Origin of the sequence: Oceanisphaera profunda (assembly GCF_002157895.1) — a bacterium.
GTDB lineage: Bacteria > Pseudomonadota > Gammaproteobacteria > Enterobacterales > Aeromonadaceae > Oceanimonas > Oceanimonas profunda.
In genome coordinates, this window is sequence record NZ_CP021377.1 from 137,855 (window position 1) to 153,677 (window position 15,823).

Below are 15,823 nucleotides of genomic sequence, written 5' to 3' on the forward strand. Positions count from 1 at the left end.
GCACATAGCCGCTTTATTGTGGTATAGCTTATCGAGCCCCTATCACGAAAACAAACTTAGTCAGACTTACTTAAATCCATGGCTTGCTCCGGCGGAATACGCGCAAAGCTGACGGGAAGTTGGCGTAGGCTATCTTTACCGCGTACTGTGAGGTCGGACATAAATTTAAACTGCTGCCTGGGGTCCATGGGGTAGGCTTTAATTCGATAATGAGTGCCCCAAGGTTGTTCTGCGGCGAGTACCAATACCGGCTTAGTCAACTTAAGATAAGGGCTAGACAGGGCTACGTCTTCCAATACTTGGCACACCTCACTGGCGTTATGATCCGGCGCTAAATAAAAGTTCACCACACACATTAAGCTGGCACCACCATTATTGGCATTGTGAATAAGACCATCCCAGAGTTTAAGGTGCGGCACAAAAATAACCGTGTCGTTGGGCGTAACAATCTCTACTACCCGCATGCCAATGCGTTTTACTTCTCCGTACTGGCCCTCTACCTCAATCCAATCCCCGGGCCGATACGGCATTTCATAAGCGGCAACAATGCCGGCAATAATGCTACTGACGTAGTCTTTAAGGGCAAAACCAATCGCCAATCCGGTGACACTTAATATCGCTATGGTGTTCTTTACGGTCAGCTCAATAAACATCGGCACCAACCACAAGATGGCGACGGCAATAACGAGGATTCGAATAGTGGGCACCAGAGCCAGCACCCATAAACGGCGTTTACTGTGCAGTCTATTCGCTAACCAAGGCAGTGTTTTTTGTGAGAGCCACACCAGTAAGATGGCCGCTAGCACCACCAAGGCGGCTTCAATTAATACGGCGGAGGTGATGTCTCTAAATAAGTCCATAAATCGTTTTGGGTTCATATTCACCACCATTAAAAGTCGTCCAGTAAATAATCTCGCCCGCCCAAAAACTCACGTACCGTTAAATAGGCCAGCGCCGTTATTCGCCAGGGTGTTTCATTGCTATCACCCTCTGCAACACTTTCACTAACCGCATTACATTTAGCATCACTTGCTGCGTCGCCCTTAGCTCCATTGTTTGCTCCACTCTCTACGTCGGCATAAATAATGCCCCTTTGACTCAAGCTCAGCAGTTGCACTTTCAGCTCATCCAGCGCCACATTCGATAACACCTCTGCCAGCTGAGTCAAACTTAAGCCCCGGTGTAATAGCAGCGCATACAAGATAAAGCCCGTAGCGTCGTTGGCCGTAACCGGCAGCACAGGTAACGACTGCTGATCCACATACTTACCGCGCCATAACGCCCAAGCTAGACCAAGGTTGCCTCTGGCTTCACCGGCCAAGCGCTCTAGTTGATGGTCTTTTCCCTTAATACCCAGTTGGCGTAATAAGTCTAGTGTGGCAGGCGCCAGACAGTGACTGCTGGGCAAGTTTTGCGGCCAATCGCGACTTAAAAATGCAAATGCCCAGCTGTCACACACGATTAAACCCACGCCAAATTCCCCGCCAATACTCGTGGTAGCCAAGTTTGAATAAAGCGTAAGCCCGCGGCAGTGCGCAAAAAATAGCAAGCCAAATCATCGATTAACCAGGCTTGAGTGTGAATCTGCCCTTTTACCATGGGCTGCTGTAACCACCAATCATCCACGGCCACCTGTGCTATTTGCTCTTCCGTTGGCGGAATCAACAAGGCGCGCCCTTGTTGCCATCCCCATGTGCGCGCCATGGCTGCCGTGCCACTAAAGGGCGGATCCAGCAAAAAGCACACCCCCTGCTGCGCGCAGTCCACCTCGGACAAATACCCCGCTAACGCAGCTTGCGCCGCCGATGCGGTAAAGTCAGGTGGATCTGGCTCAGACTGTTCTTCATTAATCGCCAAGTCTGCAGATTTTACGACACCTAAAGTACGTAACAATCGGCGCCACTGCTGCTTCAAGCGCATCACAGTAGGCGGCGTTGGGCATTCATACTCTTGGGCAGGGATCAGTTGCCAGTGGCTTTTCTCAGTCATGCTAGCTCCGGTGCCATCTTGATGAATGGAAGTGTGCTTAGAGACATAAATATGGAACAGTGCGCCTCGCTGAATATTGGCCATAACCAAAAGCCTATTTTAGTGCAGCTAGGCCTTAGCTTATCTACTGCACACTTAGCTGCTCATAAAACTGCTCTCTTCACTCAAATGAATCTTAAGAATAACGCAACCGCGACCAGATGCGCGATTATGGTCAACCAAAGCAGCGTTTTAAAAGGTTGTTTTTGCGTTTTGTGGCGCAGTTTAGCTTGAGCCAACAGTGCACCCGGCCAACCGCCAAGCAAAGCCAACCAGTGTAAGGTTTGCTCAGGTGTACGCCTCAGATCAAGGCGTGCCGCTCGTTTGTCTTTGGCATAGAGGCCATAGCTCAGCGCACTTAACAGTAATACTCCGCTTAAATAACTGGCCGCAAAGCCAAAAAAATGTGCACTAAAATAGCCAAGCGGTAACCAAGCCAGCGCCGTGACTAGCACCACCGCTAATAGATAAAGCAGCGCAAAGTACTGGGTTGCTTTCATAAAGAAATCCTTAGTTTTCGCGCTATTATTTAAGCGCCGTTATTTAAAGTAGATATAAGCAAAAAAGCCTCATCGCAGTTCACTGCGATGAGGCTTATATTCGAACCTATAAACCTAAATTAGAAGGTATAGCTCATGGTCACGGCTGCGCCCACCGCTTCATCAGAGCCCATAAATCCCGCTAAATCTAAATGTACCACCTTAAACGGCGATAAACCTAAACCGGCAGTCACCATATTAGGCATGTCACCTTTAATATCGGCACGATAGCCGGCACGCAATTGCGCCCAACCCCAAGCACTAAGCTCTGCACCCACGCCCGCATACTGTGAAGATTGCATGTGGCTAAAACCTTTAGTCTCGGTTAAGTCTATATCCGCACCTAAGGTCACGATATCACCACGATAAGCCACACCTGTGGTTACCAAAGGCGCAATTTGATAAGTGTATTTTTTACCTTCAACTTCTTTAGTTTCAATATCACGGGAAATGATGTTACGCGCACTTAAACCAAAAGTCAGCTGGCTATAATCAACGGCAATGCCTAAATCGGCGTTAAAGCCGGTTTCGCTGTCACGGTAGCGGCTATCATCAATGTCATCGGTCTCAAAGTTATCAACACTGGTGCGATAGTTAAAGGTATCTACTTTTTGCAGTTTTGGCGTCACACCAAAATGTACTGGCAGGCCTTGAATCTCGACGATTTTCGCTACCGCCAAACCATAGTCTTGAACTAAGGCAGCCACAGCGCGTGCTTCTGATTGCAATTCAAGCTCATACCCATCAGGAAGGAGCTCCGGATTGTTGGCTATAGTCTCTAGCAAAATAAAATCTGAATCCGCCACATGGCTAGAAATAGCCACAGTACCATAACCATTAGCAAACAAGCTGGCCGATCCCCAACGCGTCGGCAGGGTCGCTACTATATTTACGCCGATATTAGCGTCCACATACTTACCATCTATAGCGCGTAATTCTTTTTCTAATTCGTCAGCATTATCCGCAATTGCTGAATTGTCTTCACGTTTTATTGCTTCGTCAAAACGATCATAGGTATCAGATAAATCATCGATACCATCAATCAGGTTGTCTTTATCGCTACCCTGAATACCAATACTCGGTAATACCAGTGAAAAATCATCGGTCACTTTATCATCTTTTGCGACTAAGGCCGGATTTACTAACGCTGCGACGCCATAATGAGAGCTGGCTACACCTACACCACCCATGGCGTTATTACGTGCGTCAAAATAGGTACTAGTAGCAAAAGCAGAGGAGCTAACAGCCAAAGAGCCTAAAGCTAAGCCAACAGAAAGTGCGAGTTTATTTTTCAACATGCGGTTTTATTTACCTTGGTCAGAATATGTCGCAGGATAATACCACCAATAAAGTTATTTAAAAAATAAATAGCCCAATAAATACAGCAAGACCTTGCTGTATTTATTACTTCACTTCGCGGAACAAATGAGTTATGTAAATAAAATATTAGATCGAGTGTTTTAGTGTGGTGTGGGGATAAAGTATTAAGGACGAATTTTTAATCTGCGTGCTCGCAATGTTTACAGGCTAATAAACAGCCCAGCATGGCGGTGCGCCCTGCTTGCGTTATCACCCAAGGTCGATTAATAAAAGGCGGCTGATGACGTACATGCTGATGGTGGCCGCATTTTAGCTCGGCCACCCAGTGTTGCTCGTCATCTTGTTGAAAACCCACTATCGCTTGTTTCATCAGCCGCCTATTTAAATATGTACGTTGTGCCGCAAACAGTTTATCCATTGCGCTTAAAATTCACTCAGCATGCTTTCTTCATAATCGGCAATATCAAGGGTGACATTAAACTTTTCCGCCAGTACATCCAGCTCTGCTTGTTTAACGGCCAGCTCGTCCATAATAATAATATTATCGTCCAACAACCACAGCTGGCGTGAGCCCGCATAACTAAATTGCAGTGCCTGCAGGGCATTAATATTGCCTAATTTGGCGGCTGCTTCTATTTTGCGCATTTTGCGGGTGATTTTATTAAGTGAACGCTTTAGCTCCCACACATACAAAACTTCCGTAAGATAACTATGATGGCGATAATGGCTTAAGCCCATACCCACGATGGCGGCAGCCACTAATACACCCAGCGCATTCCAGTGAAAATGACTGCCGCTCGGGTCTGGAAACAAGGCAATTAGTAGCTGAGAAAAGAGCAAGCTCAAGGCCGCTAACGCCAAGCCGCTGCCTATGAATACGTGATTTAAACGACGACGGTAACGAACTTTATCAATATCTGTAAGTGTCATAAGGTGCTTATTATCAATAAAATAGGCGTCATTGTACCCCAATGGCTTAACATCCACTATGGGATCCGCCTATCTTGCTGCGAGCACGCTATGCCTTTAAAAGAAGTGATGTTAGAAGAAACAAACTCAGAGAGATCGCCTGTAGAGAAAGTCGCGCTATTTGTCGACGTACAAAATGTCTATTACACCTGCCGTCAATCCTTTGGCCAACAGTTTGATTACACCGCTTTTTGGTCACAGGTCACCGCTCAGCGCCAGGTAGTGGCAGCTTATGCCTATGCCATTGATCGCGGGGATGAAAAACAGCGTCAATTTCAGTATCGGTTACAAAGATTAGGTTTCACGCTGAGGCTGAAACCCTTTATTCAGCGCATTGATGGTACGGCAAAAGGCGATTGGGATGTGGGCATTACCATCGATATGCTGGAGTACGCTCACCTTGCTGACACCTTAGTGCTGGTATCCGGTGATGGTGACTTTGCGATACTGGCAGCACGATTGCGCCAGCATTATGGCAAGCGCGTGGAAGTCTATGGCGCGCCCGCACTCACGGCGAAAGCCTTGATGGATGCCGCCGATTGCTTTATTCCCATTGATGGGTCGCTGTTACTGGCGTCCAGATAGATAATACGGCCTAACCGACTGAGGTTGCGTGCTTTTTATACTAGGGCCTGTTGACCTTTTGAGATGATTTTTGCAGCAGTTTGTGGCGTTTTTATACAAGGCAGCGCTTATGCGATGTAGTTATTCTCCATAAATAAGCGCTAACGCAGTAGAAAGCTTCCACAAGCGCTGCCCTACGGATTCAGCTAAACGCGTTTGACTCGAACAAAATTTAACCGCGAAAGGTCAACAGACCCTAAGGCTTTAAGACCATTTCGCAACGACTCTTTACGGCGAGAGCACGGAAGAACGTGGAAAATTAGTGAGCAAATCTAAAAGTGACTATTAATGGTAAGAGCCAACATCGACCTCGTCAGAAAGCGATTCCTAACCATTAAATATTTTTAGCCCTGTCATTCGTCGCTCTTACCCCATCTTAATTTTTCCGTGGCAAAAGCTAGTATTGCTCTTTGCTTGGACCACAGGCACAAAAAAACCGCCCGCAGGCGGTTTTTTTAGTTTCATTCGCAATTAAGCGCGGATGAAATCTAAGTGAGCCAATTTAGGCTTGAAGGGATGACGCTGTACGTCTTTAACCTTCACGTTCACTTCTTTGCCGTCAATAACCAAAGTCAGCACTTCGCTGTAAAATGCATCATCGGCTTGAGCGATGATTAATTTTTTATGGTCCAGAGCAATGGCAACTGGCTCTTGGCCTGCGCCGTATACGATAGCAGGAGTTTTGTCTTCATGACGCAGGCGGCGGCTCGCACCTTTCCCCAGGTCTGAACGAACTTCTGCTTGAAATGTGAATGACATAATTTTCTCTCTATAAGGTTAGTGGCAAACATTGCGACCGATATTCGCCTGTAAAATGCGCGCGGATGATAACACGCCCCCCACAACGCCACAACATAAAGTCCGTCTGCGGCTTACTAAACACAGTGCTACCTTGTTTGATAAGGTGCCAGTGTTTGGTAGATAACAGTCTCATAGGTACAGAACATGAGCCACGGTTTGGTGCTAGTTTTCCCTGTAGGGGCCCCTATTTTCGATAAAAAATATTCGGCCCGGTTTTATGTTGACCTTAAACCTTAAAACAACCCAACCCTCAACCGCCCCCAGTGCGTTGACCGACCAAAATGCATATCCACGCAGGATCATCGATGTGAGAGCAAACATTAAAACATTCTGCTGCGCAGAACCGGCGAACAAATTGCCGGCTACAAAGACCGTCTTTTGTATTGCTCGGTGCTATATGTACCCCTCACTCCTCACGATTCACACCTCACACACTCACAACCCATTAATCTGCTGCAGGATACGCTTCTCTGAAATCGGATAAGCGGTACCTAAGGTTTGGGCGAACAGCGACACGCGTAGCTCTTCAATCATCCAGCGAATAGCGACCACCTCAGGTAACAACGGCTTACCTTTAGGCTGCTTGTTTAATAACGCCTGGTAAGCCTGTTGTACTTGGCTAATTTTGAGTAATTGCAGTCGATCCCGCTGGGGGTCTATCGGCAACTTATCTAAGCGCCGTGCCAACGCTTCTAAATAACGATTTAAGTCAGCTAAGCGCTCGCCACCGGTAGCGGTGACGAAGCCTTTAAAGATCAAGCCGTTGAGTTGCGCCTGAATATCAGCCATGGCCATGGCTTGGGATAAATCAATTTTACCTTTAAGGCGTTTTTTCACTTCATGAGCGCGGCTTAAGACTTCTTCCACTTTTAAGGCTATCGCCGCCACTGCCGGATTCAGCTCGCCCCCTATCTTATCTTTAAGCACCTCAAACTCGGCTGGGCTCCAAGCCGGCGCTTGATAGCGACGCATCAGCTCTTCAACACCCGCACGAATGCAGTCGTCCACTAAATCTAATACCCGACCATACGGATTAAAATACAGCCCGAGCTTAGCTTTATTGGGTAGCTTTTCATGCAGGTATTTTATGGGTGACGGCAACTGCAGCAGCAATAAGCGGCTCTGGCCCTGCCACATGGTTTGCGCTTGGCTGACTTCATCTTCACACAAGGTGAGTGCTACGCTATCACCGTTATCCGCCAGTGCCGGATAGGCTTTTACCGCAAAGCCGGCCCGCTTAGCCTCATAGGTTTTCGGGATCGCCCGCTCAGGGAATTGGCGAAGATCGGCTTGCTCAAAGCGTTCGTCATCCACCGCTTGGGTGAGTGCGGTTTGTACTTGGCCTTGTAAGGACAATTTAATGGCGTCTAAATCGCGCCCAGACGCTAACACGTCACCTTTGGCATCCAAGATAGAAAAACGCATCCGCAAATGCGTTGCCAAGGCCGACCAATCCCATTGCTCGCGCGGCACCGTGACGCCCGTCATACGGCGTAAGTGCTTTTCCACTTGATCCAGCAGCTCGCCCTCTTGGGCTGGCATGGCCGCTAACAGCGCGTCGGCATAGTTGGGGGCGGGGACAAAGTGCTTGCGCATCGGCTTTGGCAAAGACTTAATTAATCCTATGAGTAACTCACGGCGTAAGCCCGGCACTTGCCATGCAAACGGCTCGCTGCTTACTTGGTTTAATAACGGTAAGGGGATCTGTGCCGTGACCCCGTCTTCTTCAAGACCCGGTTCAAATTGATAATCCAGCGTCAGCGTCACACCCTTTTGGCGCCACACATCCGGATAATCACTGGCCGCTATCTGCTCGGCGCTGTCGTTGAGTAGCATCTCTTCAGTGAAATGCAGCAATTCTGGCTGAACTTTTTGCAGCGGCTGCCACCATTTATCAAAATGGCGAATGGAGACCACGTCAGCGGGCAGCTTTTGGTCGTAGAAATGAAACAGGGTTTCATCATCAATTACCACATCACGGCGACGAGACTTGTGCTCTAGGGTTTCCACTTGATCGAGCAGCGCTTGGTTATGATGGAAAAATTCATGACGGGTTTGCAGCTCGCCTTCCACCAAGGCATGGCGAATAAATAGCTCTCGGCATAATGCCGGATCCACTTGGCTGTAATTGACGCGGCGACGCACCACCACCGGCAGACCAAACAGGCTTTGACTTAAAAAGCCCATTACCGCGCCCTGCTTCTTCGACCAGTAAGGCTCGCTATAGCTGGACTTAAGCAGGTGTTCGGCTTGGCGCTCTAGCCACTGGGGTTCAATTTTTGCGGCAGTGCGGCCATACAAACGGTGGGTTTCGGTGAGCTCCGCCACCATTAACCAGCGCGGCGGCTTTTTCGCTAGCTTGGAGTTTGGCGCCAAGATAAAGCGCGCATTACGCGCCCCCAGCAATTCTCTTTTATCGCCGTCGCGCATGCCGATTTGACTGAGCATGCCGCTCAGCAAGGCTTGGTGCAGACTGTCGCCTTTGGCGGGCTCACTATTGAGCGCAAAGCCCAGCTCGCGCACCACTAATCGCAACTGACTGTAAATATCTTGCCACTCGCGCAGTCGCAGGTAGTTTAAAAACTCCTTCTGACAAAGCTTTCGAAACTGGTTATTGCTGAGCGCTTTTTGCTGCTCTTTTAAATACTGCCACAGATTAATGTAAGCCATAAAATCTGAGTCATCATCACTAAAGCGATTGTGCTGCTCGGCGGCGGCTTGTTGCTTGTCTTGGGGGCGCTCACGGGGGTCTTGAATACTGAGGGCCGCCACAATCACCATCACCTCGGTCACGCAGCCATAATCCCGGGCTGCCAACACCATGCGCGCCAATCTGGGATCAACGGGCAAGCGCGCTAAGTCGCGTCCTAACGGGGTAAGCGTTAAGTCCGCCTTATCGGGCACCACAGCACCCAGCTCTTCTAATAGTCGAATGCCATCATTGATGTATTTGCGATCTGGCGCTTCCACAAAGGGGAAGGCGCCAATGTCGCCTAAGCCTAACGATAACATCTGCACAATTACCGAGGCTAAATTGGTGCGTAATATTTCAGGGTCGGTAAATTCAGGCCGATTATTAAAATCGTCCTCGGCATATAAACGAATACAAATGCCCGCTTCCACCCGGCCACAACGGCCCATGCGTTGATTGGCACTGGCTTGAGAGATAGGCTCAATCGGCAAGCGCTGCACTTTAGTGCGATAGGAATAACGGCTGATGCGTGCCGTACCCGGATCAATTACATAGCGAATACCCGGCACGGTGAGCGAGGTTTCGGCCACGTTAGTAGCCAACACGATGCGCCGCCCAGTGTGGGACTCAAAAATTTTATTCTGCTCGGCGTTGGATAACCGAGAGTACAAGGGCACCACTTCGGTGTGGCGTAGTTCTAATTTTTTAAGTGCTGCGGCGGTGTCGCGTATTTCTCGCTCACCGTTCATAAAGATCAAAATATCGCCATTGCCCGCTTGGCTAAGCTCAGCTACTGCATCAAAAATGCCTTGTTGCTGATCTCGGTCCTGATCGCCTTCCAATAGTGGCCGATAACGCAGCTCCACCGGATAAGTGCGCCCCGAGACGCTAATAATGGGCGCATCATTAAAATGCTGAGAAAAACGCTCCGGATCTATGGTGGCCGAAGTAATGATGACTTTCAGATCTGGGCGTTTAGGCAACAGTTGTTTGAGATAGCCCATGATGAAGTCGATATTCAAACTGCGCTCGTGGGCCTCATCAATAATGATGCAGTCATATTGGCGCAATTGGCGGTCTTGCTGAATTTCTGCCAACAACATGCCATCTGTCATCAACTTCACTTGGGTTTGGGCACTGATGCTGTCATTAAAACGGATTTTATAGCCTACCCGCTGGCCAATCTCTGTTTGCAGCTCTTGGGCGAGTCGCGCCGCCACACTGCGCGCCGCCAAACGCCGCGGCTGAGTATGGCCAATAGTGCCGTCTATGCCTAAGCCTAACTCCAAACACATCTTAGGGATCTGCGTGGTTTTACCCGAGCCTGTTTCACCGGCGATGATCACCACTTGATGCTCACTAATAGTACGTTTGATCAGCTCGCGTTGTTCGCTGACCGGTAATTGGGCCGGATAATGAATAGCTTGATTTAACAATGCCTGCCGGCGGGCGCGCTCATTAACCGAAGTGGCGATATCGGCCGCCACTTTGCTTAGCGCATCGGCAAACTTGGCCGCCGGCAATTTTGCCAGCCCGCGTAATCGGCGCCCCAGCCGGCCGCGCTCCGCACCCCGACATTCTGTTAATTTTGCTTGCCACTGCTCCACCGACTGCGTCAACGCCCACCCCATCTTCACCATTAAAACTGGCGCGCAGTGTAGCAGAAAAGCGCTATTTTGGGATCCCTATCACTAGGGTCAGTTGACCCTAGGGTCTGCCCCGCTTGGCTACCTCAGGGCTGACTGCAAGCTAAGGCCGCCAACACTAAACGGCGTTATTAAGCAAGCTCAAGACGAAGATTGAGCCAGCAGCAAGCTTGCCACACTTTGTCACTCCTAATGATACCCAGCGACAGTTGCTGTTCACTTTAACGACAGAAAACCTGACTCAACAAACAAGTCTTGGTTGGACCATCGTTCAAAAGGAACAATTTCACTACCCAACCTAAAGCTAATACTTTCAACACCAAGTAATTCCCCTGCACAGCAAATAAACATAAACCCTTGATTTAATAGCAGTATAAAACCAACACCCCGTTACAAACTGATATTTTAGTCATAGATAACCGCCAACACCGAAAGCATTACTTACTAAAATAGACCTTAGAGCGCACAAATCACCAATAATGCTCATAAATACAATTTACGGGTTGAAAAGCCAACGAAACTGCCGTATATTAGATTCACAGTCAATCAACGAGGAAGGTACAAAAATGAAAGAGTTAGTTATCACCATCATTTTTACAGTCGGCGCTGCTTTAGTCGCTATTTCTGCCCCTTCCTTGGCACAGATGTAAAATGAGCCCGGGAAGAAAGAAACTGTAACAAGGTACTAAAAAGCAATAACGTAAGAGCAAAAACAATAATAAAAAAATAACGATAAAAACTGTAAAGATAACACCCATCTTCACGACAAAAAGGCACCCTAGGGTGCCTTTTTGTTTTGTAAACCCGCGCAATGTTGGCGGAGTTACCAGAGCACAGCCGTAAAGGCTGGCATTTATTAGTTAGGGGCGACGCTCAAATTACTGCCTGAGCCAACCAGTCGTACCCGCTGGCCCGGTTGCCAAGTACGATCCGCCTTTTGCACCACTATCAGGTTTTCACCACTGTCGGTGCGCACTTCCAGCTCTACCGCTTTAACTTGGCTTAACTTGTCTTCAGCGCGCGAACCCACCATGGTGCCAGCCAGTGCACCCACGGCGGTGGCTAAGACTTGGCCGGTGCCACCACCTACTTGATGACCCAAAATGCCACCTATGGCACCGCCACCCAAGGTACCTATCACGTTAGGATTTTCATCACCCGCTTGAATTAATACCGGGCGTACCGAGGTTACCGTGGCGTAAGTCACAGTTTGCGCTTGTTTGGCGGCACGGCTGCCATACACATCACCCGAGTACACATCTGGGTTAGCACAACCGGCGAGCCCCAAGGCTGCAGCTAAGGCTATCGCTGAGTAAGTATTACGTTTCATACTAGACCCTCCAAAGAGGTGAAGTGAGTGAGCAATAAGTAAGCCATTATATCTCACATATAGACCACAAACAAAAATGAACACAGTGAGCCTAGCTCACTGTGTTCATTGAATATCATGTCTGTGAAGACCGCTGAAGATTAACTTAAATAGTCGTGCCCACTGGCTTGTCGGCTAACAGACGCATCATCAGCAACCAGAGTGCCCAGCCGCTGACCAGCAAAATTACAAATAAGAATAAGCCTGACTGAAACTTTTCTAACATCATGCCCGCAATCATAGGGCCAGTAAGCGAGCCGATGCTGTAAGTAAACATTAGCTTTTGCGCCATTTTTACCAGCGCCCGGCCCTGCATCTTGCCGCAAGCATAGGACATAGTGGTCGGATACAACGTAAAGCCGCCTGCACCCAATAAAGCAAAGGCCAGCAAGAGCGCGCCTTTGCCGTCAAATTCCCATAACACCACGCAGCCCACGGCTATCATGGCAGTTTGTACCGCCATCATGCTACGTTTGCCGAATTGGTCGGCCAACCGGCCATTGGGTAATTGAAACGCCATGCCGCACAAAATAAGCCACGCCATATACAGGCCGACTTCGTCGCCTAATGCTAATTGCTCTAACTGAATGGGCATTAATGAAGAGAGGGTGCCGAGCAGCATGCCCGCCACTAAACACCCCACCAAGCCTAAAGCGCGTTCAGCTCTGGGTGGCTTGCTGGCCGCGGGTTCACCTGCGGTCTGTACTTCAAGGTCGGGTTGTTTGGCCCAGCGCAATGGCACTATAGAGAGCAAACATAAACCGGTCGCGATAAAAAAGCCCGTGGAACCAGAAGTGGGGATCCAGTCGATAAACAGCTGGCTAATGCCATAGCTAAAGTAATAAATCAGCATATAGCGCGCCATGGCCGCAGAGCGTTTGTGCAGTGGCGATACGCCCAACACCCAGCTTTCTACCGCTACAAAACCAATGGCCGCCGCCATGCCCGCCAGCACACGCAACACTAACCATAACGGCAGTAAGGCAGTCCAAGTTAAGGCCAGCGCCGCCAGTGCTAACACCAAACAGCACACCACTAGTGCACGCACATGACCGAGGCGCTGAATAAAATGATCGGCGAAAAAACTGGCACCCAGCATACCTAAATAAAAGGCCGAGCCGACTAAACCAATTTGCGCCGCGGGCGCGCCTTGCGCACTCAAATACACCGCCACTAAGGTCAGCAAAAATGCGTTGCCTAAGGTGAGCAAGATCAGATGTAAATAAAGGGGTATTAATCGCATGACGCCTCCGGATTTGAGGCGCGCATGTTAAGAGTCTTACCACCTGAGTACAACGAGAGAAATTAGCTCAGATGACAAATTTTTTTGCTGTTTAAAAAATGTTACTTATCGTGAGCGTTACAACTGGCCAATAATGCCCTGCCCCAGCGTTAAGGCGCTTACGATTAACAAGCTTGCAACGGCCAATACCGGCGCCGAAGTAGCTTCTTTTCTAAATACTGGCCACAGCCACACTAAGGCGCTCAATAACACCACTCCACACAATTGGCCAAAGGGCAGAATTAATGCGTCTAACGTAACTGGGTCACTCTCGCCTGCTGTTTGCACTAACAACACCAAAATCATACCTAGGGCACAACTGACTCCCACTACCGGTAGGATCAGATTAAAGGCCTGCAATCGATGTTTAGCACGCACCATGATCAGATGCGCAAACACACAACCGCCGGCACCCAACATAAAAATAGCGGCGGGCCCGACGCGAAACAGCAGCCACACACCTAAGCCCCCAGCCAACACTAATGCCGGTAATTGCCACTGCAGGCTTAAACTGCGTTTGCCCGCCAGACGCGCCTGATACACCAATACGCCTATTCCTAAGGCCAGCGTTAGTCCGCCCCACCACAATACCAATACTGGCACCCGCGCTTCTACCGCCAACATTAAGCTTAAGCCCAGCACGGCCCACACCGACATTAAGCCATCGCTGATGCGTCGGCGTTGGCCCGGACACAAGTCGCCTTTTAATAATACCAAGAGTAAAACGGCCAAAGCGCCGATTGCGGTGAGCGCCAAAGGCGCAAACAAGCGCGCGGCCAAATGATCTGTCATGTGTTCTCCAAAAAAATATTTTATTAACGCTGACGACGGGCGTTGGCAATCATGCGGGCAAACATGCGTCTAATTTCAACCGGCACCTTATGCGCGCCTTGTAACTCTATGGCTTCTACCACAGATAACGCCATGCCAGGCTTGGTGCGCCGACTCAGGGCACGCTCAATAATACGACTGACGGGAGTGTGTTTATCGTAAATTTGCGCTTCTTGGCGAAAAATAGGCTCCAAGCCGTTTTTAAATAAGTAATGCTCAATGTCGATACTCGGCAACACGGTTAAGCGGTCTTCTTCACGATCACCGCGTAACTGACTGCGCACCCCTTGGGCATATTTTTGCCCTGCTTCGTCGCCATCAGTTAACAAGTGCCAGCCAATACCAAAATCTCGCGCTACTTTAATCAGCGGGCTGTGGCCACATTGGGCAAATTCAATAATACGAATGCCTTCTGCCGGCAGTACATAACCACAAATGCGCGCTAACTCATTGAGCAGCCAAATTTCAGTTTCCCCTTCCACCAATAACCAATAGCGGGCAAAGAGTGACATAGGTCGGTTAATGCGCACATGAAAAGCAATACGGCGCATATCTTCGCCATTGTACTTTTCATTGCCAATTTGAAAACTCTTGGTTTCGTCTTTGTAGCGCACCAAGCGGCGTAAATGATGCAGCGGAAACGCCGATAATAAATCACCCGAGTTGGTGGTCACCAATTTTTGGCCGGGAAAACGATCCAAGATACCCCAAGTCGCGGCCAGTACCGTAGGGTGCAGTCGGCTTTCTGGGTCTTCAATTAACAACAAGGGCCGCGCGCCGTCTTCAATGGGCCGACCACCGCGCGCTTGCAATATGGTATGGGCCACCGCCGTCAACGCCAATGATAACTCGCTGTTTTCACCTTTCGACTGCCAGCTGTTGAACTTGCCTAACTGGCTGAGCGTGACTGGGTGAATGGCAATATCTCGGGCACGACGCGGCGCGCGGCTGGTGGCCCCTTGGGCCGTAAAGTAATGCTCTAATAATTGACGAACCGCATCTAAACCGGCCTTAATGTCGGCTTGGGTAAACTCATCTTCATCCTCATCTTCCACCGCTAACTGCGCACTGAGCTGAGTTAATAACTGCTCATAATCACCATTTAAGTTCACTATCGGCAAGTCTTGCGGCGTGCCCCGTGAGTCTCGCAAGCGAAACACCGGATTCATTTCAATTAACTGGTGCACTATTTGCTCTGTTTCTTCGCAGAGCAGCTCGCCGCCGACGCCATTCATAAAACTGTGATCGCTGACCACACCCGCTTCGGTGCGCCGCGCACCAGCCCGATAATGAATACGATGAAAGCCGTCTTTATGTTTAACCCACGCCGGTGCCAATCTGGCCAAACGTAATGAGTGCTCACTGATACCGGGCCTATGCTCGCGATATGTCAGTGTGATGGAGAGCTCAGTGACCGGCTCATCAGACTCGGAGCGATAAAAATCATCCTCCACAAACTGATAACAGCAGCCGCCTTGGCCCATTAGTCGCCATAAAGCGCGAAATAAACTGGTTTTCCCCCAGGCATTTTCGCCCATCAGTGCCGTGCTTTGATTCAGAGTGAGCGACAACTGATTGAGACCCATGAAATTGCGGATCTGGATATGCTCAAGAAACATAATCGGCCCTTGATGAATGGCTCATGGCGAGCTCGCCCAACGCCACTGAGGGCGCCTCCTAACACCAAACCCAATGAAAAGGTCGAGCAATGAATGATGATAA

General features: G+C 49.3%; 14 protein-coding genes. 1 reads left to right on the forward strand and 13 read right to left on the reverse strand.

What is annotated here, in order from left to right:
• Nucleotides 1–56 precede the first annotated feature (56 nt).
• From CBP31_RS00620 to CBP31_RS00650, 7 genes are all read right to left on the reverse strand, one after another.
• Complete coding sequence (locus CBP31_RS00620) at nt 57–878, reverse strand: mechanosensitive ion channel family protein (RefSeq protein ID WP_087038547.1); 822 nt, start codon at nt 876–878, stop codon at nt 57–59.
• An 11-nt stretch (nt 879–889) separates the two neighbouring features.
• On the reverse strand, nt 890–1,471 hold the full coding sequence (locus tag CBP31_RS00625) for a hypothetical protein (RefSeq protein WP_087034403.1): 582 nt from the start codon (nt 1,469–1,471) through the stop codon (nt 890–892).
• Entirely contained in the window at nt 1,462–2,073 is a 612-nt protein-coding gene (locus CBP31_RS00630; protein ID WP_087034404.1) for a hypothetical protein, read from the reverse strand. Before CBP31_RS00630 ends, CBP31_RS00625 begins: the two co-directional genes overlap by 10 nt.
• A gap of 80 nt (nt 2,074–2,153) precedes the next feature.
• Complete coding sequence (locus CBP31_RS00635; RefSeq protein ID WP_087034405.1) at nt 2,154–2,528, reverse strand: DUF1294 domain-containing protein; 375 nt, start codon at nt 2,526–2,528, stop codon at nt 2,154–2,156.
• Between the two features lie 119 nt (nt 2,529–2,647).
• Nucleotides 2,648–3,865: a conjugal transfer protein TraF gene (gene traF, locus CBP31_RS00640; RefSeq protein WP_087034406.1), complete on the reverse strand. Its 1,218-nt coding sequence runs from the start codon at nt 3,863–3,865 to the stop codon at nt 2,648–2,650.
• Nucleotides 3,866–4,065: 200 nt separating this feature from the next.
• Nucleotides 4,066–4,257: a DUF3565 domain-containing protein gene (locus tag CBP31_RS00645; protein ID WP_087034407.1), complete on the reverse strand. Its 192-nt coding sequence runs from the start codon at nt 4,255–4,257 to the stop codon at nt 4,066–4,068.
• 53 nt (nt 4,258–4,310) lie between these two features.
• Complete coding sequence (locus CBP31_RS00650; RefSeq protein ID WP_087038548.1) at nt 4,311–4,817, reverse strand: DUF3087 domain-containing protein; 507 nt, start codon at nt 4,815–4,817, stop codon at nt 4,311–4,313.
• Between the two features lie 90 nt (nt 4,818–4,907).
• Between CBP31_RS00650 and CBP31_RS00655 the strand changes: the two genes are divergently transcribed.
• Nucleotides 4,908–5,441, forward strand: coding sequence for a LabA-like NYN domain-containing protein (locus tag CBP31_RS00655; protein ID WP_227875074.1), 534 nt, complete (start codon nt 4,908–4,910; stop codon nt 5,439–5,441).
• A gap of 510 nt (nt 5,442–5,951) precedes the next feature.
• Here the strand turns inward: CBP31_RS00655 and rplY are convergent.
• The 6 genes from rplY to CBP31_RS00685 form a co-directional block, all read right to left on the reverse strand.
• A complete protein-coding gene (gene rplY, locus CBP31_RS00660; RefSeq protein WP_087034408.1) occupies nt 5,952–6,239 on the reverse strand; it encodes a 50S ribosomal protein L25 in 288 nt (95 codons plus the stop codon).
• A 477-nt stretch (nt 6,240–6,716) separates the two neighbouring features.
• Entirely contained in the window at nt 6,717–10,592 is a 3,876-nt protein-coding gene (hrpA, locus tag CBP31_RS00665; protein ID WP_087038550.1) for an ATP-dependent RNA helicase HrpA, read from the reverse strand.
• A gap of 883 nt (nt 10,593–11,475) precedes the next feature.
• Nucleotides 11,476–11,949: an outer membrane lipoprotein gene (locus CBP31_RS00670; protein ID WP_087034409.1), complete on the reverse strand. Its 474-nt coding sequence runs from the start codon at nt 11,947–11,949 to the stop codon at nt 11,476–11,478.
• A gap of 145 nt (nt 11,950–12,094) precedes the next feature.
• Nucleotides 12,095–13,231 carry an MFS transporter gene (locus CBP31_RS00675; protein ID WP_087034410.1) on the reverse strand — a complete coding sequence of 379 codons (1,137 nt, stop codon included), beginning with the start codon at nt 13,229–13,231 and terminating at the stop codon, nt 12,095–12,097.
• 117 nt (nt 13,232–13,348) lie between these two features.
• The gene (locus CBP31_RS00680) at nt 13,349–14,062 is read right to left on the reverse strand and encodes a hypothetical protein (RefSeq protein WP_087034411.1); all 714 of its coding nucleotides are present in this window, start codon (nt 14,060–14,062) and stop codon (nt 13,349–13,351) included.
• A gap of 23 nt (nt 14,063–14,085) precedes the next feature.
• Nucleotides 14,086–15,720, reverse strand: coding sequence for a DUF2813 domain-containing protein (locus CBP31_RS00685; RefSeq protein WP_087034412.1), 1,635 nt, complete (start codon nt 15,718–15,720; stop codon nt 14,086–14,088).
• Nucleotides 15,721–15,823: the final 103 nt, after the last annotated feature.